Source organism: Occultella gossypii, assembly GCF_019947135.1.
Classification (GTDB): domain Bacteria; phylum Actinomycetota; class Actinomycetes; order Actinomycetales; family Beutenbergiaceae; genus Occultella; species Occultella gossypii.
The window spans coordinates 162,872-181,854 of the sequence record NZ_JAGSHT010000020.1; the positions used below are offsets into that span (position 1 = coordinate 162,872).

The 18,983-nt window shown below is 71.3% G+C and carries 21 protein-coding genes; 8 read left to right on the forward strand and 13 right to left on the reverse strand.

Annotated elements, in window-relative coordinates:
- Nucleotides 1-20: 20 nt before the first annotated feature.
- Genes KCQ71_RS20840 through KCQ71_RS20850 form a run of 3 tightly spaced genes read right to left on the reverse strand, consistent with a single transcriptional unit; the run spans nt 21 to nt 2,844 of the window.
- The gene (locus tag KCQ71_RS20840) at nt 21-1,028 is read right to left on the reverse strand and encodes a phosphotransferase (RefSeq protein WP_223409628.1); all 1,008 of its coding nucleotides are present in this window, start codon (nt 1,026-1,028) and stop codon (nt 21-23) included.
- Nucleotides 1,025-1,735, reverse strand: coding sequence for a response regulator (locus KCQ71_RS27765; protein ID WP_223409631.1), 711 nt, complete (start codon nt 1,733-1,735; stop codon nt 1,025-1,027). Before KCQ71_RS27765 ends, KCQ71_RS20840 begins: the two co-directional genes overlap by 4 nt.
- Complete coding sequence (locus KCQ71_RS20850; RefSeq protein WP_223409634.1) at nt 1,732-2,844, reverse strand: sensor histidine kinase; 1,113 nt, start codon at nt 2,842-2,844, stop codon at nt 1,732-1,734. Before KCQ71_RS20850 ends, KCQ71_RS27765 begins: the two co-directional genes overlap by 4 nt.
- A 130-nt stretch (nt 2,845-2,974) precedes the next feature.
- Between KCQ71_RS20850 and KCQ71_RS20855 the strand changes: the two genes are divergently transcribed.
- From KCQ71_RS20855 to KCQ71_RS20865, 3 genes are read left to right on the forward strand one after another with little or no spacing between them, the layout of a single operon-like run.
- Nucleotides 2,975-3,703 carry an ABC transporter ATP-binding protein gene (locus KCQ71_RS20855; RefSeq protein ID WP_223409637.1) on the forward strand — a complete coding sequence of 243 codons (729 nt, stop codon included), beginning with the start codon at nt 2,975-2,977 and terminating at the stop codon, nt 3,701-3,703.
- Nucleotides 3,700-4,542: an ABC transporter permease gene (locus tag KCQ71_RS20860; RefSeq protein WP_223409640.1), complete on the forward strand. Its 843-nt coding sequence runs from the start codon at nt 3,700-3,702 to the stop codon at nt 4,540-4,542. The genes KCQ71_RS20855 and KCQ71_RS20860 overlap by 4 nt, the downstream gene beginning before the upstream one ends.
- Nucleotides 4,543-4,593: 51 nt before the next feature.
- Nucleotides 4,594-4,869, forward strand: coding sequence for an acylphosphatase (locus KCQ71_RS20865; RefSeq protein WP_223409644.1), 276 nt, complete (start codon nt 4,594-4,596; stop codon nt 4,867-4,869).
- 27 nt (nt 4,870-4,896) lie between these two features.
- Here the strand turns inward: KCQ71_RS20865 and KCQ71_RS20870 are convergent, their stop codons facing one another.
- From KCQ71_RS20870 to KCQ71_RS20885, 4 genes are all read right to left on the reverse strand, one after another.
- Nucleotides 4,897-5,256 carry an MmcQ/YjbR family DNA-binding protein gene (locus KCQ71_RS20870; protein WP_223409648.1) on the reverse strand — a complete coding sequence of 120 codons (360 nt, stop codon included), beginning with the start codon at nt 5,254-5,256 and terminating at the stop codon, nt 4,897-4,899.
- A gap of 109 nt (nt 5,257-5,365) precedes the next feature.
- Complete coding sequence (locus tag KCQ71_RS20875; RefSeq protein ID WP_223409651.1) at nt 5,366-7,141, reverse strand: ABC transporter ATP-binding protein; 1,776 nt, start codon at nt 7,139-7,141, stop codon at nt 5,366-5,368.
- Nucleotides 7,138-8,955 carry an ATP-binding cassette domain-containing protein gene (locus KCQ71_RS20880; RefSeq protein ID WP_223409654.1) on the reverse strand — a complete coding sequence of 606 codons (1,818 nt, stop codon included), beginning with the start codon at nt 8,953-8,955 and terminating at the stop codon, nt 7,138-7,140. The genes KCQ71_RS20875 and KCQ71_RS20880 overlap by 4 nt, the downstream gene beginning before the upstream one ends.
- 143 nt (nt 8,956-9,098) lie before the next feature.
- A complete protein-coding gene (locus tag KCQ71_RS20885) occupies nt 9,099-10,091 on the reverse strand; it encodes a helix-turn-helix transcriptional regulator (protein ID WP_308116670.1) in 993 nt (330 codons plus the stop codon).
- Between the two features lie 104 nt (nt 10,092-10,195).
- Here KCQ71_RS20885 and KCQ71_RS20890 point away from each other — a divergent pair, with 104 nt between their 5' ends.
- Entirely contained in the window at nt 10,196-10,435 is a 240-nt protein-coding gene (locus tag KCQ71_RS20890; RefSeq protein WP_223409657.1) for a hypothetical protein, read from the forward strand.
- A gap of 10 nt (nt 10,436-10,445) precedes the next feature.
- Nucleotides 10,446-10,712, forward strand: coding sequence for a hypothetical protein (locus KCQ71_RS20895; protein WP_223409660.1), 267 nt, complete (start codon nt 10,446-10,448; stop codon nt 10,710-10,712).
- Between the two features lie 53 nt (nt 10,713-10,765).
- Here the strand turns inward: KCQ71_RS20895 and KCQ71_RS20900 are convergent, their stop codons facing one another.
- From KCQ71_RS20900 to KCQ71_RS20920, 5 genes are read right to left on the reverse strand one after another with little or no spacing between them, the layout of a single operon-like run.
- Nucleotides 10,766-11,530, reverse strand: a complete 765-nt coding sequence (locus tag KCQ71_RS20900; RefSeq protein ID WP_223409662.1) for an HAD family hydrolase — start codon at nt 11,528-11,530, stop codon at nt 10,766-10,768.
- Entirely contained in the window at nt 11,530-13,035 is a 1,506-nt protein-coding gene (gene gltX / locus KCQ71_RS20905; protein WP_223409665.1) for a glutamate--tRNA ligase, read from the reverse strand. Before gltX ends, KCQ71_RS20900 begins: the two co-directional genes overlap by 1 nt.
- Nucleotides 13,036-13,093: 58 nt before the next feature.
- Nucleotides 13,094-13,441: a hypothetical protein gene (locus tag KCQ71_RS20910; RefSeq protein ID WP_223409668.1), complete on the reverse strand. Its 348-nt coding sequence runs from the start codon at nt 13,439-13,441 to the stop codon at nt 13,094-13,096.
- Nucleotides 13,442-13,460: 19 nt separating this feature from the next.
- On the reverse strand, nt 13,461-14,225 hold the full coding sequence (locus KCQ71_RS20915) for a fumarylacetoacetate hydrolase family protein (protein ID WP_223409670.1): 765 nt from the start codon (nt 14,223-14,225) through the stop codon (nt 13,461-13,463).
- Nucleotides 14,226-14,282: 57 nt separating this feature from the next.
- Complete coding sequence (locus tag KCQ71_RS20920; RefSeq protein ID WP_223409673.1) at nt 14,283-15,089, reverse strand: methyltransferase domain-containing protein; 807 nt, start codon at nt 15,087-15,089, stop codon at nt 14,283-14,285.
- 71 nt (nt 15,090-15,160) lie between these two features.
- Here KCQ71_RS20920 and KCQ71_RS27770 point away from each other — a divergent pair, with 71 nt between their 5' ends.
- Nucleotides 15,161-16,654 (forward strand): heparan-alpha-glucosaminide N-acetyltransferase domain-containing protein, encoded by a 1,494-nt coding sequence (locus KCQ71_RS27770; protein ID WP_308116671.1) that lies wholly within the window; start codon nt 15,161-15,163, stop codon nt 16,652-16,654.
- Nucleotides 16,651-17,583, forward strand: coding sequence for a 3-methyladenine DNA glycosylase (locus tag KCQ71_RS20930; RefSeq protein WP_223409675.1), 933 nt, complete (start codon nt 16,651-16,653; stop codon nt 17,581-17,583). Before KCQ71_RS27770 ends, KCQ71_RS20930 begins: the two co-directional genes overlap by 4 nt.
- A 165-nt stretch (nt 17,584-17,748) precedes the next feature.
- Here the strand turns inward: KCQ71_RS20930 and KCQ71_RS27070 are convergent, their stop codons facing one another.
- A complete protein-coding gene (locus tag KCQ71_RS27070; protein WP_223409676.1) occupies nt 17,749-18,414 on the reverse strand; it encodes a nitroreductase family protein in 666 nt (221 codons plus the stop codon).
- Between KCQ71_RS27070 and KCQ71_RS20940 the strand changes: the two genes are divergently transcribed.
- Nucleotides 18,361-18,921 carry a DNA-3-methyladenine glycosylase I gene (locus KCQ71_RS20940; protein WP_223409679.1) on the forward strand — a complete coding sequence of 187 codons (561 nt, stop codon included), beginning with the start codon at nt 18,361-18,363 and terminating at the stop codon, nt 18,919-18,921. The genes KCQ71_RS27070 and KCQ71_RS20940 overlap by 54 nt on opposite strands.
- Nucleotides 18,922-18,983 lie beyond the last annotated feature (62 nt).

The following is an 18,983-nucleotide window of genomic DNA, read 5'->3' on the forward strand; positions in this document are numbered from 1 at the left end:
GCGACGCCGATCCGGCCCCTTCAGGACGCGGCCGCGGCGACGGCGAGGAACTCGTCGATGGTGCGCGCCGTCACACGCCGGTCCAGGAACTCCGCCACCCCGGCCTCGCTGCGGGCCAGGTGCTCCCCGGCGAGCCAGGCCCGCACGTGCAGTTCAAGGATGTGGCCAAGCACACAGAGCACCATCGAGAAGTCCCCCGGTGCGCGCAGCCGGGCGGGTCCACCCGCGGCCAGGTAGCCGTCGAGGAACCGCCGGGCCCGGCCCGCATCGACGCGCCCGACGCCGTCGGTCGCGAACTCGGTCAGCACCATCGCGAGTTCTCCGGCCGGGTCGGCCGGGCCCGCGTTGTCCCAGTCGATCACGCAGACGCGCCCGCCCGGGGTGGTCCGCACGTTGTCCGCCCACAGGTCCCGGTGGCAGATCCGCAGGCCCGACGGCGGCCGCACCACCTTCTCGAGGTCGCTCACCGATGCCGTCACGGCGGCGAGGTCCACGGCGAACGGCGCCGCGCCGTCGGCCGCCGCCCGGGCGAGCTCGGCCCAGGCCCGCTCCCCCACGATCTCGGTGTACCAGGGGTCCACGGGAGCCGTGGTCGGTTCGCCGATCCGGTGCAACACCCCGAGGAGGTGCCCGACGGCGCCCGGATCGATGCCGAGGTCGGCATCGTCCAGGTCCACCCAGTCGTAGACCCGGACCTGGGTCGGCGCGCCCTCAGGGCGGCCCTCGGCCAGGTCGGCGAGCAGATCACCCTCGGTGGTGCGGACGGTGGCGGGTGCGAACACGCCCGCGTCGATCGAGGCGTCGGCGAACGCGGCGTTGGCGCGCATCTCGTGCTCATCCTGACGGCGCAGCGGCACCTTGACCGCGTACTCGCCCTTGGTGGTGCTCAGGCGCCAGACGGCACCCTGCATCCCGGTTGCGGTGGGGCCGGTCAGCGCTGCCACCGGACCGAGGCGGTAGCGCCGCGCGATCGCCGCCGCGTCGGCCTGGCTCAGCATCAGTTCGCCGATGCCAGGCGGGCCGCTCACCGGTCGCCCTCGAGCAGACCCAGGTCGAGCGCGCGCAGGACGGCGCGGGTCCGGTCCCGGACGCCGAGCTTCGCGAACACGCTGGACAGATGGTTCTTCACGGTGCCGGCGGCCAGGTGCAGGGCGGTGCCGATCTCGGCGTTGGAGTAGCCGGCCGCGGCCAGCCGCAGCACGTCCAGCTCCCGGGCGGTCAGCGACTCCGGCCGTTCGATGCCCCGCACTTGCTCCTCGCGCCCGGCGACGGCGCGGAACAGCCGGTCGGTCAGGCCCGGTTGGAGCAGGGTGCCGCCGGCGGCGAGGGTGCCGATGGCCCCGACGAGCTGGGCCAGCGTGACGTCCTTGAGGAGGTAGCCCTTCGCGCCCGCGCGCAGAGCGCGCAGCACGAGTTCGTCGTCGTCGAACGTGGTCAGGACGAGCACCGGGACGGCCGAGCCGCGTTCGGCGAGCGCCTCCAGGGTGGCGATGCCGTCCCGGCGGGGCATCCGCAGGTCGAGCAGCAGCACGTCCACACCGGTGGCGTCGAGCAGGTCCAGCGCCTCGTCGCCGTCGGCCGCCTCGCCGACCACGGCGACCTCGTCGCTGAGCGAGAGCAGGCTGAGGATGCCCTGGCGGACCAAGGTCTGGTCGTCGACCACGGCCACCCGGATCGGCGCCCCACCGGCCGGTGCCGCACCGTCGGAGCCGCCGCCGTCGGGCCGGCCCGTCACGACGGTCCCACCGTGAGCAGCAACCGGAACCCGCGGCCGGGCTCGGACGCCAGCGTGAGGGTGCCCCCGATCGCCTCCACCCGTTCGGCCATCCCGCGCAGCCCGTTGCCCCGTTCGATCGCGGCGGTGCCCCGGCCGTCGTCCTCGGCCCGCACGGTCAGCCCGTCGGCGTCGGAGCGGACGTCGATCCGCAGCCGGGTGGCCCGCGCATGCCGCAGGGTGTTCGTGAGGGCCTCCTGGACGCAGCGCACCACGACCAGCGTGCGCTCCTCGTCGAGCGGGCGCACCTCCGCGACGGACAGGCTGACGGCGAGCCCCGGCACGTCGGAGACGATCGCCCGCAGGGTCGGCTCGAGTCCGACCGGCGCGTCCCGCATCTCGCCGACGGTCGCACGCACATCGGTGAGCAGCCCCTTGGCGATGCCACGGGCCCGGGTGACGTGTTCGAGCCCGTCGCCGGTGGTCCGGTGGGCGGCCACCTCGAGCTCGAGGGCCAGCGCGGTCAACTGGTGGCCGAGCACGTCGTGCAGTTCCCGGGCGATCCGGAGCCGCTCGGCGGACCGGCTGGTCGTCTCCAGCACCGCGGCCGAGGCGCGCAGCTCGGCGTGGGCGACGGCGAGCTCCTCCCGGGCCCGCGCCTCCTTGCGCGCCGACCCGATGACCAGCGACGCGAACGCCTGGAACGCGAAATAGGTGACCGTGGTGAGGACGACGTTCGCAACGGTCGCTCCGCTCAGGGCGCTGCCGATGGACACGGCGATGGTCTGCGTCACCACCACCGCCGCGACCCACCGCGGCTCGAGCACGTAGGCGGCGGTGGCGGCCGTCACCACGAGCAGGACCGAACTCCAGCCGAGCTGTGGTTCGGCGAGCCAGACCGTCATCCCGCTGACCACCAGGATCGCGACCACCAGTGACTCGGGCAGCAGGGCGCGGATGAACAGCTCGGTGTCCAGGACGAACGTGAGCGCGAACACGGCGTACGCGACCCACCAGACGACGGCCGACGGGCCATCGAGTGCACCGGCCGCGAACGTCGTGACTCCGACCGCGAGCGTCGCGAGCAGCCCCGCGCCGGCGCTCATCCGTTCCGACGTGCCAGGGGCCATGCTCCGAACTCTAGCCAGGCGGCATCCGCGCGCGATGTGCCATTGGTCATGGGTCGCATCGGTGCCGTCCGGCACATCCGCCACGCGCGCCGCCTTCCTAGCGTGGTTCATCAGTCGGAAGGAGACTGAAATGACCGTGCTGGAACTGCGCGACGTGCGCAAGACCTACCCCGGGGTGGACGCCCTGGCCGGGCTCGACGTGAGCGTCGCCCGAGGCGAGATCGTCGCCCTCCTGGGACCGAACGGGGCCGGCAAGACCACAACGTTCGAACTCCTGCTCGGGCTGATCCGGCCGACGTCCGGAGACGTGCGGGTGTTCGGTCAGGAGCCGGGTGGGCGGGTACGGACCCGGATCGGCGCCATGCTGCAGGCCGCGGGCCTGCCGGACCAGCTGCAGGTCCGCGAGCTCGTGCGGCTGATCGGGCGGGGGTACCCGACCGCGGTGCGGGTGGACGAGGTGCTCGCCCGGACCTCCCTGACGAAGCGGGCCACCCGGACCGTGAAGTCGCTCTCCGGCGGCGAGCGGCAGCGCCTGCTCCTCGCGCTCGCACTGGTCGGCACGCCCGAGCTACTGCTGCTCGACGAGCCGACGGCGGCCATGGACGTGGCCTCCCGCCGCACCTTCTGGGAGCAGGCCCGGGCCAGCGTGGCCGACGGTGCCACGATCCTGTTCGCGACGCATGACCTGACCGAGGCGGCCGCCGTCGCCGACCGGGTCGTGGTGGTCGCCGGCGGCCGCGTGGTCGCCGACACCACGCCGGACGCGCTCACCCACCACGGCGACGACGACCTCGAAGAGGTCTTCCTCGCCCTCACCAACGAGAGTTCCACCGCCGCCGACGAAGGAGACGACCGATGACCACCACCCGACCGACCAAGCCGGGCTCCGCCGTCGGGCAGGTCCGCAACGGCGGCCCCCTCGGACTGGTCACCCTGAGCGCGATCACCGAGGTGAGATCGAAGCTGCGCACGCCCGAGTTCGCCATCGGGGCGGTCGCGATCCCGGTGCTGCTGTACGCCATGTTCGGGCTGCCCAACGCGTCCGTCCTGCCCGGTGGCACCCCGGTGACGACCGCGTTCGTGGTGTCGATGATGGCGTACGGGGTGGTCTCGCTCGCGATCTTCACGTTCGGCGAGGACGTCGCCAAGGACCGTGGGCAGGGATGGCTGCGCACGCTCCGGGCCACGCCGGTGCCGGTCTGGACCTACCTGGCGGGCAAGGTGGCCAGCGCGGTCGTCCTGGCCGCGCTGATCGTGGTCGCCATCGGCGTGCTCGCCGCGACGGCGGGCGGAGTGCGACTCGATCCCAGCACCTGGCTTGCCCTCGGCGCCCTGATGATCGCCGGTGTGCTGCTGTTCGCCCCGCTCGGGTTCGCGATCGCGTTCCTGGTGCGCCCGCGGGCCGCGGCCGTGATCGCGAACCTGATCTTCCTGCCACTCGCGTTCGCGTCCGGGTTCTTCATGCCGCTCGGCGAGCTGCCTGCGATCCTCGGTGACATCGCCCGGTTCCTGCCCACGTTCCATTACGGCCAGCTCGCCTACGCGGTGGTGATGCCCGCCGAGGACGTCGTGTACTGGACCGGTGCTGGGACCAGCCCGGCGTGGGTTCACCTGATCTGGGTGCTCGGCAGCGCCGTGGTGCTCGGGGCGGCCGCACTGATCGCGGCCCGTCGGGAAGCGGTCACGGCCCGGGGCTGACGGGCGCGCGCCCGCGAGCACGTGGTCCGGCGCCGGGGCGAGAATGGGCGCATGGACTCCACCATCGCGCGACAGTTCGTGGTCCACGGCCGGGTCCAGGGTGTCGGGTTCCGGTACCGGTGCGTGCGCGCTGCCACGGCCGCGGGCGTGACCGGTTGGGTCCGCAACCGCCCCGACGGGTCGGTCGAGGCGCACGTGGAAGGCCCGGCCGACGCCGTCGAGCAGGTCCTCGCCTGGGCCCGCGTCGGTCCGGAGCAGGCGCACGTGGACTCGGTCGAGGTCGACGAGGTGGCACCAGCCGGCCACCGCGACTTCACCGTTCGGTGACCGGCTGACGGCGTGGCCCTCCCCGGTTCAGCCCGGGCCGTCGGGATGGGTCAGGTCGTAGGCGCGCGAGACCTTCGCCGGTACCACCATGCGCCAGGCTTCGACGACGAACTCACGGGCCTCGGTCGGGTCCAGTGCCGCGAGGCTGGCGTGGACCCAGTTGAAGCGCAGGTCCGACTCCGACGGCAGCTGGAACTTGTGTGGCTCGCCCCCGACGAGTGCCGCCCGCTCCTCCCTGGGGAAGGCGAAGCCCATCACCGCCTCGTCGAGGGAGAACGCCACGTAGACGATCTGCTTGACCCGGAACTTCAGCCGGCCGTGCACGTACACCTCGTACGAGCGCTCCAACTCGGCGCCCAGCGGGCGAACGTCTTCGAGTTCTGCCATCCGCGGTCCGCTCCTCTCGTAGCATCCCCCGATGGTGGACCGGGTCGAGGGCCGGAACTCATCGCTGATGACCTGCCTCGGCGAGAACCCGCAGCCGCGCGTCAGCACCTCATCGGTAGGCGTTGCTCTGCAGTCGAAAGAGCTCGGCATACCGGCCGTCGGCGTCGATCAAGGCGGTATGGTCGCCGACCTCGACGATGTGACCGTGGTCCATCACGATGATGAGATCAGCGTCCTGGGTCGTCGAGAGGCGGTGGGAGACCACGAGCGCGATCGCGCCGTGAGTGGTCGCAACCTGACGGGCCCGCCGGAAGAACGAGTCGAAGAGCTGGTGTTCGACCTCCGGGTCGAGCGCGGAGGTCGGTTCATCCAGAACCAGCAGCAACGGGGTCGTCCGGGTGAGCCCACGTGCCAGGGCCAGCCGCTGCCACTGGCCGTGGGAAAGGTTCGCGGTGCCGTAGGCAAGGCCCAGCCTGGTGTCCAGGCCATCAGGCAGACCATCGATGATCGGCCCGGCGTGGGCGTCATCGATCGCAGTTCGGATCTCTGTCCGGTTCAAGGGTCTCAGCGCCGCGGCCGCAACGGACTCTCGGACGGGGCCCTGGAGCTTCGCGAAGTCCTGGACGAGTCCGCTGCACCGAGTGGCCCAGGCGCGCGGATCCATCGATTGCAGGTCCATGCCATCGATGGTGATCTGTCCGGACTGCGGCGTGTATTGACCGAGCAGCAGCTTGACGAGCGTGGTCTTCCCGGCCCCGTTCTCGCCGAGCAACGCGATGACGCTGCCGGCGGGGAGGTCGGCAGTGACCGAATCGACTGCTGGTCGTTGATGATCGGGATAGCGGTAGGTCACCCCGCGAAGCCCGATTCCGGCAGCCAGCCGATCCGGTGGGTCAGCTGCACGCTCGGGCCGAAGAGCGTGCTCGTATTGTTGGCGAAGCAGCAGGTACTCGCGTGCGACCCGGGCCCCGTCCGTGACCGCGGACAGACTCGCGACCACGCCGAAGACCCGCCAGCGCAGGGTCTCACCGAGGCCGAGGACCAACGCGAGGTCACCGAGGGTGGCCTCGCCGTCGATCACCAGCACCAGCGTGAGCGTGATCGAGCAGAGGTAGCCGACGGTGAAGATCAGCGATCCGGCATACGAGGTCACGCCGGCGCGCAGGTGTCCCTGTCGCAGCATGCCCTGCGCGTCCTGCCACAAGGTCCGGCAACGATCGTCGATCGTTGCCTCGTTCCGACTGATCCGCAGCTCGGCAGCCTGTTCCGGGTTCGAGGTCAGCGCGTGCAAGCGAGCCTCTTGACGCTCAGCGGGCGCGGAACGCTCGATGGCGCTCTGGAGGTGGCGTCGGCTGCGCTGACTGAGGATCAGCGGGGGAACAGCGAGGATCGCGACACCGATCAGCCACGGACTGATCTGGGCCAACAGGACCAGGCTCGCCACGAGATTGACTGAGACCGCAGCCGTCAGGATGACGCTCCAGCCGAGACCGACGAGCGACCGGTGCTGGGCGCGCACGCGGTGCATACGGTCCAGGACGTCCGGCCGGTCGTAGAGGTCGAGCTGCGGGTCCGTGGTCGCCCAGATGGCCAGGTCGTGGGCGAGCGCATAGGCAACACGGGTGTCGACGGTTGCTCGCAGGTTCGTCTGGATCCGGTTCGCTGCGTGGTCGGCGGTCATGGCGAGCGCGAGTCCGACACCTGCCACCGCGACGACAGTGAGCAGGTGCGAACCGGCCTTGTCCACGATCGTGCGCTGCAGGACCGCGAGCACGATGCTCGAACTGAACTGAACGATGATCGCGATCAGGATGATGAGCGTCCGGCCCGGTGAGGCACGCCAGCACCGGGCCATCATGTCGGCCGCGAAACGCAGTAGCTTCACCGGTCGTCGCCCCGGAATCGGGCGGCCTGCAGCTCGAACAGCCGGGCGTAGTCGCCGTCGCGTCGCACGAGGTCGTCGTGGCTGCCCTGTTCGGAGATCGCCCCGCCCTTCAGCAGCATGATCCGGTCGGCCAGGCGAACGGTGGAGAGACGGTGTGAGATCAGGACGATCGTTGCCGTCGGTAGGGCACGCACCACGTCCTGGTAGAACGCGGTCTCGGCGCGCACGTCCAGGTTGGCGGTCGGCTCGTCCAGGATCACCAGTATTCGTCCGGCGTGGACGGCGAAAACGGCACGAGCGATCGCGACTCGCTGCCACTGCCCACCGGAGAGGTCCGCACCGCCGGTGACGTCCCGTTGCAGCACGGTGTCCAAGCCCGCCGGCAGCTTCTCGAGGAAGTCCTGTCCGCCGGCGAGGTTCAGGGCCGCCAGAACGTCGGCGTCGGTGGCCGGGACCTCGGGTGCGGACAGTGCGATGTTGTCGCGCAGGCTCAGCGGGTAGTGCACGAGCTCCTGGAAGACGGCGGCTGCCGGTGGCGGCCCCGAGGCCGGTCGGGCAACCGTGCCGGACGTGGGTTCCAACAGCCCGGCGAGCAACTTGACCAGCGTCGTCTTCCCGGCGCCGTTCGGGCCGACGATCCCGACGACCTCGCCGATTCGCAGGGTCAGGTTCAGGTCGCTGAGGACCGGCGCCCGCTGGCCGGGATACCCGAATCCGACGTCGCGCATCTCGATCAGTGACCCCTGGTCGCCGACCTGCCCATCGATACGGTCGTCCGACGCAGGCGGCTCGGAGGCACGCATCCGGTCGAGGGCCTGGATCGTGAACCGTCCGTACTCGATGTCGAACGCCTCGTGGCCCATCGAGGACAGGCCGAGCGTGCCGATCGTGGCCATGAGGTAGGTGACGAGCGCGGCGGTGGTGATCTCCCCGTCCGCCGCCGCCAGAGCCGGCGGCAGGATCCCCAGTGCGGCCGCGGCAAAGGTCAGCACGAGGATGATGCCCTGTTGTCGCATGACGGCCGTGCGTTCTCGCTGCAGCGGCTCCTGCTCGACCACCATGGCCCGGCGATGCCGCATCGCGACCCACGGCCCGAGCCCGAAGAGCCGGACCTCGCCGGCAGCACGAGGATCGGTCGCCAGGTCGCCCCAGTAGGCCGTACGACGGCGCAGCGGCGCCCGCCCGTCATCGAAGCCCGCCAAGTGCATCCACTGGCGACGGAGCACGGCTCGGTTGAGCAACGAAAGAACCAACACGGAGACGGCGAGCAGCACCGAGAACTCAGCGAGCACGACCGCGACCGCCAGCCCACCCGCCATCCTTGCCACCAGAGCCACCTGGCCGACGGCCGCGGCACCGACCGAACGGACCCTCCAGTTCTGCCCGAGGTCGGAGGCCCGATTCACATCGTTCTGGAAGTCCGGATCAGCGAGATCCACGAGGCTGACCCGTGCGGCCGCAGCCGCCCGTACCTCGCCCCGGACCCAACCATCGACCCGGAGCCGGACCTCGGTCGAGAGTCCCTCACGTGCGGTCTGCGCGAGCTGGCTGACCAGGAGGGTCACCGCCAGTGCGATCAGCCCGGGAAACGCCGCCGCGGCGGAGCCCCCGGCGAGCGCCACCTCCGCGCCGGCGACGAGTTGACCGGTCGCCAACGCGAGGGCGGCCGGTGCGAGGGCACCGATCGCCAGAGTTGCGATCAGGAGCGCGGTCGCACCGCGTCCCATCCGTAGCACGCGCAGCAGCCGTAGCCGTTCGGCAACGAGGTCTCTTGGTGGTCGCCGCAGCAACAGAGTCCGCAGCGACCACGTCATTCCGGCGATGCTAGCAGTGGGCAGGGTGACCGCCGCCGGGGCCGCTGCACGGGTCAGCGAGACCGGGTTCTCGCGGGTTCAGCCAGGACCTGCATCGGATTCCGAGCAGCGGGTGTTCGGCGTGTCGGTACGCAGGCGGGCGTTCAGTCTGCGGCGGGACGCGGCCCGACGGCGGTCTCGAGCCTGCCGATGATCGCGCGGCACCGCTCGAGGAACTCGGGCGGCCCGAGGATGTGGAACTCGGTGTCCAGGCCGAGCAGCCAGCCGAGGAAGTCGTCCACATCGTCCCAGCCCGCGCGCAGGATGCTCCAGTCCCCCTGTGCGCCGTCGGGCGGCTCGGGGTCGCCCTCGAGCTGCCCGGCGGTCGGCCCGACCCGGCCGGCGAGCGTGGCCGGACTCCCCCGCAGGCGGACGGTCACGTCGTAGCGGTACGGGGAGCGGGTGATCGCCTCCTGCACGTAGGCCGCGGCGTCGGCGGCTGGGAGCGTCCGCGGCGTGTACCGGGTGCGCTCGCTCGGCTTGGTGCGGATCCGGTCCACCCGGAACGTGCGCCAGTCCGTGCGGGCGGCGTCCCACGCGACCAGGTACCAGCGCTGCCCGGCGTCGACGAGCTGGTACGGCTCGACGAGGCGCCGGATCCGCTGGCCGTCCGCCCGCTCGTACTCGAACGAGAGCTGCCGCTTGGAGGAGATGGCCGCCGAGATCTCGGTCAGGTAGGAGGGGTCGACGGCGTCGGCCGCCCCGCCGAGCCGGGTCACCGCCGCTTTGAGCGAGGTGAAACGGGTGCGCAACCGGGCCGGCAGCACCTGTTCGAGCTTGGTCAGCGCGCGCACGGAGCCCTCGGCCACCCCCGCGACCGGGCTGGCGGCCACCGCGGCCAGACCGAGCGCCACGGCGAGTGCCTCGTCGTTGTCCAGCAGCAGCGGCGGCAGCTGCGCGCCGGGCCCGAGCTGGTAGCCCCCGGCGACCCCGGCGGTGGCCCTGATCGGGTAGCCGAGTTCGCGCAACTTGTCGATGTCGCGACGCACGGTGCGGTCCGTGACACCCATGCGTTCGGCGAGCGCCGCACCGGTCCACTCGCGCCTGATCTGCAGCAGCGAGAGCAGCTGCAGCAGACGGGCGGTAGAGGACATCACGCCGTCATCGTAGCCCGAGATCTAGGACGGGAACTGTCCGTGTTCGAAGAGACACTTGCAGAGCAGCAGGATCCACGGGGACGGGCCGGAAGAGGATGACCGAGATGACGCAGTACACAGGGTTTCAAGCACAGACGTTCTTGCCCTCACGGGTCGAGTCGAACCGGGCCGGCGCCGTCGCGCGCGGCCCTCGAAACACGTCGATGGTCCGGTTCGGCCGGGCCCTGATGGCCTTCGGCGCACGGCGCCGCGGCCAGGCCCAGCGCCGGCTCTACCTCGAGGCAGCCGAGGAACGCACCACCACCCTGGCGGCGATGAAGGCCTCCGGGCTGCCGCTGCTCTGAGAGGAGAACCATGGACCACCACCCCCAGCACCCCTTTGCGCTGATCGCCTCCATCCGCCACGACGAGATCGTGGCCGACGTCGAGCGGCGGCGATTCTTGGCTGCACACCCCGAGCACGTGGTGCCGGCGCCGTGGCTCGTGACCGTGCGCCGCGTGGCGACATCACTGCGCAGCCGCCTCCGCCCGCGCACGCGCACGGTCGCCTCGGTCGGCGCCGATTCGGCGTCCGACCCCGGCAGCACGTGCACACAGGGTTTGCGGCCGACCGCCGGGTGAGGTCCCGTCCGTGCCACGCCGGTGCCGTGCCGGCGTGGCTGCGGGTCCGCCGCTCATGCCCAGAGCGGCGGGAGTTCCTCCAGTCCGCTGATCACCGCGATGCCCTCGGCCTCAGCGCCCTCGGGGTTCTCGTCATGCGGGCCACCGCGGCGGCCGCCCGGGCGGTCCAGCCACACGCCGCGTAGCCCGGCGCGCTGTGCGCCGCGGCCGTCGGTGTCCAGTTCGTCACCGACGTAGATCGTCTCCTCGGGCGCCGTGCCGAGCAGCCGGCAGGCCTCGAGGAAGACCCGGGGGTCGGGCTTGCCCACCCCGAACGTGTCCAGGGAGACCAGCAGCGGGGCGAGGTCGTCGAGCCCGGTCACTGCGAGCTTGACGCGCTGCATCGCGGCCAGCGCGTTCGAGAGGCTGCCCGTGCGGAGCCCCGCGCGCCGAGCCGCCGTGACCGTGGGAACGGCGTCGTCGAACGCGGTCCAGGCACGTTCGAACGCCTCGTCGTAGCGCTCATTCCAGCGCAGGAACGTCGCGTCGTCGAAGGCGGCCCCGTCGTAGATCTCGTGGAGCTGGTCCACCCGGGCGCGCCGCTGGTCGAGGTGGCCGATCTCGCCACGGGTGAAGGCCTGGTAGTAGCGCCCGGTGTCCGCGCGCCAGGTCGCGAGCAGTCGCGGATAGTCCTCGGGGGACATGCCGGGCAGGAACTCGGCGGCCACCTCCCCCAGTGCCGCGGCGAACGCCGAGCGAGTGTCCACGAGGGTGTCGTCGATATCGAACAGGACGCCCCGGATGACGCTCCTGGAGGCGTCACCTCCGCCGTCGGGCATCAGAGCGTGGCGCGCAGCGCCCGCAGCCGCGCGAGCGAGGCGTCCCGGCCGAGGATCTCCATGGACTCGAACAGCGGCGGTGACACCCGCCGCCCGGTGATGCCCACGCGCAGCGGCGCGAACGCGAACCGGGCCTTGATGCCCATGCCCTCCACGAGCGCTGCCTTGAGAGCCTCCTGCTGGGACTCGGGCGAGAAGTCGGCCAGGTTCGTCAGGACCTCGATCGCGGCGTCGAGCACCGCTGGGGCCTCCTCGCGCAGCCCACCGCGCGCGTCCTCCTCGATCACCACGGCCTCATCGGGGGTGAACAGGAAGCCGAGCATGCCGGGCGCCTCACCGAGGAGGGTCATCCGCTCCTGGACCAGCGGCGCGGCCGCGTCGAGCAGGGCGCGGTGCTCGGGCGAGAGGTCGGCGTAGGAGTCCGCGGGCACCAGGCCGGCGGTGTGCAGGTACGGCACCAGCCGGCCCCGGAAGTCCTCGGGCGCGAGCAGGCGCAGGTGGGCGGCGTTGATCGCCTCGGCCTTCTTGAGGTCGAACCGGGCCGGGTTCGGATTGACGTCCGCGATGTCGAATGCGGCGACCATCTCCTCGCTGGAGAAGATGTCGTTGTCGGCCGAGATGCCCCAACCGAGCAGGGCCAGGTAGTTCAGCAGGCCCTCCGGGGTGAAACCCCGCTCGCGGTGCAGGAACAGGTTCGACTCGGGGTCGCGTTTGGAGAGCTTCTTGTTGCCCTCGCCCATCACGTACGGCAGGTGCCCGAAGGCCGGCATCACCGTCGCCACGCCGACGTCCAGCAGCGCCCGGTAGAGCACCACCTGGCGGGGTGTGGAGGAGAGCAGATCCTCGCCGCGCAGCACGTGGGTGATGCCCATGAGCGCGTCGTCGACCGGGTTGACCAGGGTGTAGAGGGGCTGACCGTTCCCGCGCACGATCACGAAGTCCGGCACCGAGCCGGCCTTGAAGGTGACGTCCCCGCGGACCAGGTCGGTGAAGGTCACCTCCTCCTCGGGCATCCGGATCCGCAACACCGGCTCCCGGCCCTGCGCGCGGAACGCGGAGATCTGCTCGGCGGTGAGGTCGCGGTCGAAGCCGTCGTAGCCGAGCTTCGGGTCCCGCCCGGCGGCCCGGTGGCGCGCCTCGACCTCCTCCGGGGTGGAGAAGGACTCGTAGGCGTGGCCGGCCTCGAGCAGACGCCGGGCGACGTCGGCGTAGAGGTCCATCCGCTGCGACTGCCGGTACGGCTCATGCGGCCCGCCGACCTCCACACCCTCGTCCCAGTCCAGCCCGAGCCAGCGCAGCGCGTCGAGCAGCTGCAGGTAGGACTCCTCGCTGTCCCGCGCGGTGTCGGTGTCCTCGATTCGGAACACGAACGTGCCGCCGGTGTGACGGGCGTAGGCCCAGTTGAACAGCGCCGTGCGGATCAGCCCGACGTGCGGGGTGCCGGTGGGCGAGGGGCAGAAGCGGACGCGGATGTCGGAACCCGTGGGCGTGGCGGCGGTAGTCATGATGGCGCCCAGCCTAGTCTCGGGCTAAGGGCCGGCTCGCCGGTGCCACTCCTCGCCGTCAGTTGTAGCGCTCGCCCGTTCCGGCGTCGAGGACGGCCCAGTCCGGCCCGCCGACGGCGGCCAGTGCGTCGAAGACCTCGCCCGTCGGCCTGTTGACGAAGATCAGCCGTACCTGACCCCCGTCCGTCGTGAAACTGACGCTGTCGACGCCGTGCGGTACGAGCATCCCGGTGCGTTCGTCGACGAACCCCTCGGCTCCGGTGGCCGCGAGCGCCTCGTTCAGCGCGGCCACGAGAGCGTCCGGCTCCCCCATCGGCAGGTACTCGCCGGCGTCGTTGTACAACATCTGCGTGTACGGGTCGTCGATCCCCTCGGGGACCCGGTGGACCATGATCATGACACCCATGGGTCGAGGCTAGCGTGCCCTATCGGCGCACCACGGGGTTGCCGAGGATGCCGATCCCCTCGATCTCCACCTCGACGCGCTGACCCTCGAGGATCGGGCCGACCCCGGCCGGGGTCCCGGTGAGGATGACGTCGCCCGGCAGCAGCGTGAACAGGGTGGAGGCATAGGCGATCAGTTCGGGCACCGAGTGGATCATCTGCGCGGTGGAGCCGTCCTGGCGGAGCTCACCGTCCACCCGGGCCTGGATCCGCAGGTCGGAGACGTCGAGGTCGGTGACCAGGACCGGCCCGAGCGGGCAGGAGGTGTCGAACATCTTGCCGCGGGTCCAGGTCTTGTCGGTCCGTTGCACGTCCCTGGCGGTGACGTCGTTGGCGGCGGTGTAGCCGAGGATGACCTCGTTCGCGCGCTCGGCCGGCAGGTCCTTGCAGATCCGGGAGATCACCACGGCCAGCTCGGCCTCGTGGTGCACGTCCTGGGAGTAGGAGGGCAGCACGATCGGGTCGTCCGGGCCGACCACGGTGGTGTTCGGCTTGACGAAGACGAGCGGCAGCTCGGGGACCTCGTTGCCGAGCTCGGCGGCGTGCTCGGCGTAGTTGCGCCCGAATGCCACCACCTTCGAGCGTGGGATCACCGGCGCCAGCAGCCGGGTCGTCTCGATCGGGACCCGCTGCCCCGTGGGGGTGAGCGGGGTGTAGAGGGGGTCACCGGTGAGGACCACCAGGTCGGAGCCCTCCACGAGGGCGTAGTGCGGGTCGTCTCCAGTGGTGAAGCGCGCGATCTGCATGCTCGCAAATCTAGTGCCGGTGCGCCCCTTCGGTGGCTGCGCCCCACCGCCCGCCGTTCACAAGCGGATGATCAGCTCCCCGTGCACCACCACGAACCAGCCGTCCTCCTCCTGGCCCCAGTCCCGCCAGGCCTGCGCCACCTCGGTGATCTCCGTCTCGGTACCGAACCCGCCGGTGAGGATCTGCCGGCCGAGCGAGGACTGCTCGAGCCGGTCGGCCCACAGGTTCGACCACCAGGTGCGCGAGTCGTCGTCCGCATAGGTCCAGGTCCCGGACGTGGCGGTGATGTCTTCGAAGCCGGCCTCGCGCGCCCAGGCGAGCAGCCGCCGTCCGGCATCAGCCTCGGCGTTGTTCTTCTCGGTGACCTGGTGGTAGAGCTCCTGCCACCGGTCCAGCCCGGCGTTCGCCGGGTACCAGGACATCGCGGCGTAGTCCGCGTCGCGGATCGCGATCAGGCCGCCGTGGCGGGTCACCCGCGCCATCTCCTTCAGGGCGGCGATCGGGTCGCTCAGGTGCTGCAGCACCTGGTGCGCGTGCACCACGTCGAACGCACCGCGCGCGTACGGCAGGTTGTACACGTCGGCCTGCTCGAAGAGGACGTTGTCCACGTCGCTGGCCTCGGCGAGTTCCGAGGCCTTCATGAGGACGTCGGTGGCACGGTCGATGCCGAGCACCCGGCCCGGGCGGACATGCTTGGCCAGCCCGACCGTGATGGTGCCGGGGCCGCAGCCGACGTCGAGCACGTCGTTGCCCTCCTCCAGGTAGGGGAGGAGGTATCCGGCCGAGTTCTCCGCCGTGCGCCACCGATGTGATCGCAACACGCTCTCGTGATGCCCGTGGGTGTAGGTGTCGGCGCGCTCCATGGACCGAGTTTAGGGGCGAACTGCCCGTCCGGCCCAGCAAGCGGGGACGGCACGTTCGTTAGCCTGAGCGGGTGAACCGAATCGTGGGAGTGGACACCGCGCGGGGCCTGGCCGTGCTCGGCATGTTCGTCGCGCACCTGGGCATGGAGCGGCACGTCGGCTTCTTCACCCCGACGGGTTGGTTCTTCGTCGCGGACGGTCGCCCCTCGGCGCTGTTCGCTCTGCTCGCAGGCATCGGGCTGGCATTCATGACCCGCCGTGCCTACCCGGACGACCTCGCGGGTCTGCGGGTGCAGCGGACCCGCATCATCAAACGCTCCGCGATCCTGTTCGTGTTCGGCTGGTTCCTGACGTTCCTGCTCACGCCGGTGGCGGTGATCCTGCCCTCCTATGCGTTCCTGTTCCTGCTCGCGTTGCCGTTCCTGCGTCTACGCCCGACGGCGGTGTTCGCCTGGGCCGGCGCCGCCGTCCTGGTCATGCCGCAGGTCGTGCTGCTGACCCGGTGGGTGCTGTTCTCCAGCACCGAGCCGCGCTTCGATGTCCCGCCGATCGGCGAGCTGCTCACCGGGTACTACCCGGCGTTGAGCTGGACCGCGTACCTGCTGGTGGGCCTCGGGGTGGGTCGGCTGCCGATGCAGCGGATCAAGGTCCAGGTCGCGCTCATCTGCGCGGGTATCTCGGCGGCCGCGGTCGGCTACGGCGCGGGGTACGTCCTGTGGTCCGGGCTGGACGACCAGAACGGGCTGGCCGCGAGCCTGACCAGTGTCGAGGCGCACTCTGGCACCACGTTCGAGATGGCCGGCAACATCGGCGTGGGTCTGGTCGTGCTGGGCCTGTGCCTGCTCGTCACCACCCAGGTGAAGGCGCTGCGGGTGCTGCTCACACCGATCTCGGCGACCGGTGCGATGTCCCTGACCGTCTACAGCCTGCACATCGTCTACATCCGGATCCTCGGCGACGAGGCCGTCTGGTACCCCCAGTCGAACTGGCCGCTGATCGCTCTGATCGTCGGCACCTTCGTGTTCGCCACCCTCTGGCAGCTGACCCTCGGGCGCGGGCCGCTGGAACGACTGATCAACCGGATGATCCGGCCGAGGCAGCCTCAGGCACCCCAGCAGTGGCCGCCCGCGGGTCCCGGTGGCCCGGCCTGGTCCGGCGCCCCGACCGGCCCGGGTGGCCCAGGAGTGCAGCCCGCGTATGTCCCGGTCCCGGCGGGCGGGCCGTACGGTCCGCCCGGTCAAGGCGGTCCACCGGCTGCTGGACCGTACGGACAGGCACCGCAGCACCAGGCACCGCAGCACGGCGCACCGCCGCCGCCCGGCCATCCCGCCCACCCGCAGTACGGACAGCCCGCGCTACCTCAGACCGGCCATCCCGCCCACCCGCAGAACGGACAGCCCGCGCTACCTCAGACCGGCCATCCCGCCCACCCGCAGTACGGACAGCCGTACCAGCCGGCACCTGCCGCACCGGCCGGACCGACCCGACCTGCGCCGTCGGGCCAGCAGCCGGTCCCGGGTCCGCCGCCGGTACCGCCCTACCCGCCAGCTCCCCCGCCGCGATGAGTGCTCCGACCGTGACCACGCCGGCACCTTCCACGACCCTGGCCGCGTCGAACCCGGCCGCGACCACCCTGACGCCGCTGCGGTGGCGCGCGCTGGAGGCGAGCCACGCCCGCCGGGCCGATGAGTACACGGCCGACCACCGCCGTCGCCGGTCCCGCCACGAGACGCACCCGGTGCAGGACTTCCTGTTCACGTACTACCCGACGAAGCCGGCGCAGCTGCGGCGCTGGCACCCCGGCGTCGGGGTGACGCTGCTGGACGCGCCGGAGCGGGCGAGCGCTCGCTGGTACACCCGCGGACACGTGCCCGGTTCCGCCGTCGTCGACGTCGCGGTCTATCTCGAACAGCGGCGCGACACCGTCGTCTACGTCCACGACCTGCTCGGCGCGACCCGGTCCCGACCCGGTCAGTTCGGCTGCTTCGGACTGCACGAATGGGCCATGGTGTACCGCCAGGACCCTGCCCAGGTACGCCACCGCAGCACCCCGTTGCGACTGGGATCCGAGGGCACGGACTCGGTGGTCGAGTCCCACCAACTGCGGTGCACCCACTTCGACGCCTACCGGTTCTTCACTCCCGAGGCCCTCGGCCGCAACGCCGAGCCGCTCTCCCGCGCCGACCAGCCGGCCCGGGAGCAGCCGGGGTGCCTCCACGCCGGGATGGACGTCTTCAAGTGGGCCACGAAACTCGGCCCGGTGGTGCCCGGTGAGCTGCTGCTGGACACGTTCGAGCTGGCGTGGGACATCCGCGAGCTGGACATGCGCGCCTCGCCGTACGACCTGACGGACTGGGGCTACGAACCGGTGCCGATCGAGACGGCGGCGGGCAAGGCGACATACGTGGCGGCGCAACGGGCGTTCGCGGAGCGGTCGGATGCGCTGCGGGTCCGCCTGCTCGAGGTGACCGGGGCCGTCCTGCACGGCGCGTGATTCACACTCCGTCGGCACTCCACTGACCCGAAACGTCGATCGATCGACCTCCGACCCGCAGCTCGGGCCATGGGAACACGCACCCCCGCCGCTCCCCTGTCCCGAAACGTCGATCTGTCCTCACCCGACCCGCAGCTCGGGTCAGTGGAACCGTGCTCCGCGACATCAGGATGGTCGGGCGCCGTAGCGCTCCCAACTGGCGATCTCCGAGATCGGCTTGCGGCCGGAGAGACTCGGCGACGCCTGCGCCTGGGTGGTGTCCGTGTAGCCGAGGCCGATCGCGGACCACGGCTCGAAGTCCTCGGGGATGCCGAGGAGGTCGCGGACCTGCTGCCGGCTCTCCGGGGTGCCGAACCACGCGGTCCCGCTGCCGATCCCGAGGGCCCCGGCGGCGAGCATGACGCGCTCGGCGAGACGGCCGTCGTCGTACGCGACCGACCTGCCCTCGCCCTTGAGCGCGACCACGATCGAGGCGGCGACGCCGGAGAGGAACGCGGTGAACGCGCCGGCTCCGGCGAGCGCGGCGTTGACCTCGGGGTCGGTCACGACAACCAGGTGCCAGGGCTGGGTGTTCTTCGCACTGCCGGTCCAGCGGGCGACCTCGAGCAGCTGTTCGAGGTCGTCGCGGGCGATCGGGTCCGGAGGAACCGACGGGACTGGCGCAGGCTGCGCAGGGCGGCGAGGGCGGCTTCGGACGGCTGGGTCTCGTAGGTGCTCACGGCACCATCCTGCGCCAGGAATGCGGCGATGTCCCCGGCCGCGTCTACGATCTCGCCCATGGAGACGTTCCGCTGCTTCGGGACCGGCGATCCCCTCTACGAGGCCTACCACGACACCGAATGGGGAGTGCCGCCGTCGAGCAGCCCCGATGAGAGCGAGCTGTTCGAGCGGATGAGCCTCGAGGCCTTCCAGTCCGGGCTGGCCTGGATCACGATCCTGCGGAAGCGGGAGGGGTTCCGGGCCGCGTTCGCGGGGTTCGATCCCGCCGCCGTCGCGGCGTTCGACGAAGACGACGTCGCTCGCCTCATGGCCGATGCCGGCATCGTGCGGAACCGGGCGAAGATCGACTCGACGATCGCGAACGCCCGAGCGCTGCTGGACCTTCACGAGCGCGGCGAGCGGCTGGCGGACGTGTTCGAGGCGCACCGGCCGCCCACCCGGGCCCGGCGGGTGCCGGGGTTCGACCAGGTGCCGTCGAACACCCCGGAGTCGAAGGCGCTGGCGAAGGACCTCAAGCGGCGCGGCTTCCGGTTCGTCGGGCCCACCACCGCGTACGCGGCGATGCAGGCGCTCGGGTACGTCGACGACCACCTCGAGGGGTGCATCAGCGCACGCTGAGCCGCATGCGACCGGCGCGGGGTTCACCAGTCGTTCACCTCGATGACCGATAATCCGGGCAT

Bases quoted from the DNA above. Each gene is read 5' to 3' on its own strand.
- KCQ71_RS20900 (WP_223409662.1), bottom strand. From the start codon at position 11,530: ATGCCCGACGGCGGAGGTGACGCCTCCAGGAGCGTCATCCGGGGCGTC.
- KCQ71_RS20865 (WP_223409644.1), top strand. From the start codon at position 4,594: ATGGACTCCACCATCGCGCGACAGTTCGTGGTCCACGGCCGGGTCCAG.
- KCQ71_RS20880 (WP_223409654.1), bottom strand. From the start codon at position 8,955: ATGACGTGGTCGCTGCGGACTCTGTTGCTGCGGCGACCACCAAGAGAC.
- KCQ71_RS20915 (WP_223409670.1), bottom strand. From the start codon at position 14,225: ATGCAGATCGCGCGCTTCACCACTGGAGACGACCCGCACTACGCCCTC.
- KCQ71_RS20910 (WP_223409668.1), bottom strand. From the start codon at position 13,441: ATGGGTGTCATGATCATGGTCCACCGGGTCCCCGAGGGGATCGACGAC.
- KCQ71_RS20930 (WP_223409675.1), top strand. From the start codon at position 16,651: ATGAGTGCTCCGACCGTGACCACGCCGGCACCTTCCACGACCCTGGCC.
- KCQ71_RS20860 (WP_223409640.1), top strand. From the start codon at position 3,700: ATGACCACCACCCGACCGACCAAGCCGGGCTCCGCCGTCGGGCAGGTC.
- KCQ71_RS20850 (WP_223409634.1), bottom strand. From the start codon at position 2,844: ATGGCCCCTGGCACGTCGGAACGGATGAGCGCCGGCGCGGGGCTGCTC.
- KCQ71_RS20940 (WP_223409679.1), top strand. From the start codon at position 18,361: ATGGAGACGTTCCGCTGCTTCGGGACCGGCGATCCCCTCTACGAGGCC.
- KCQ71_RS20895 (WP_223409660.1), top strand. From the start codon at position 10,446: ATGGACCACCACCCCCAGCACCCCTTTGCGCTGATCGCCTCCATCCGC.
- KCQ71_RS20870 (WP_223409648.1), bottom strand. From the start codon at position 5,256: ATGGCAGAACTCGAAGACGTTCGCCCGCTGGGCGCCGAGTTGGAGCGC.
- KCQ71_RS20920 (WP_223409673.1), bottom strand. From the start codon at position 15,089: ATGGAGCGCGCCGACACCTACACCCACGGGCATCACGAGAGCGTGTTG.
- gltX (WP_223409665.1), bottom strand. From the start codon at position 13,035: ATGACTACCGCCGCCACGCCCACGGGTTCCGACATCCGCGTCCGCTTC.
- KCQ71_RS20890 (WP_223409657.1), top strand. From the start codon at position 10,196: ATGACGCAGTACACAGGGTTTCAAGCACAGACGTTCTTGCCCTCACGG.
- KCQ71_RS20855 (WP_223409637.1), top strand. From the start codon at position 2,975: ATGACCGTGCTGGAACTGCGCGACGTGCGCAAGACCTACCCCGGGGTG.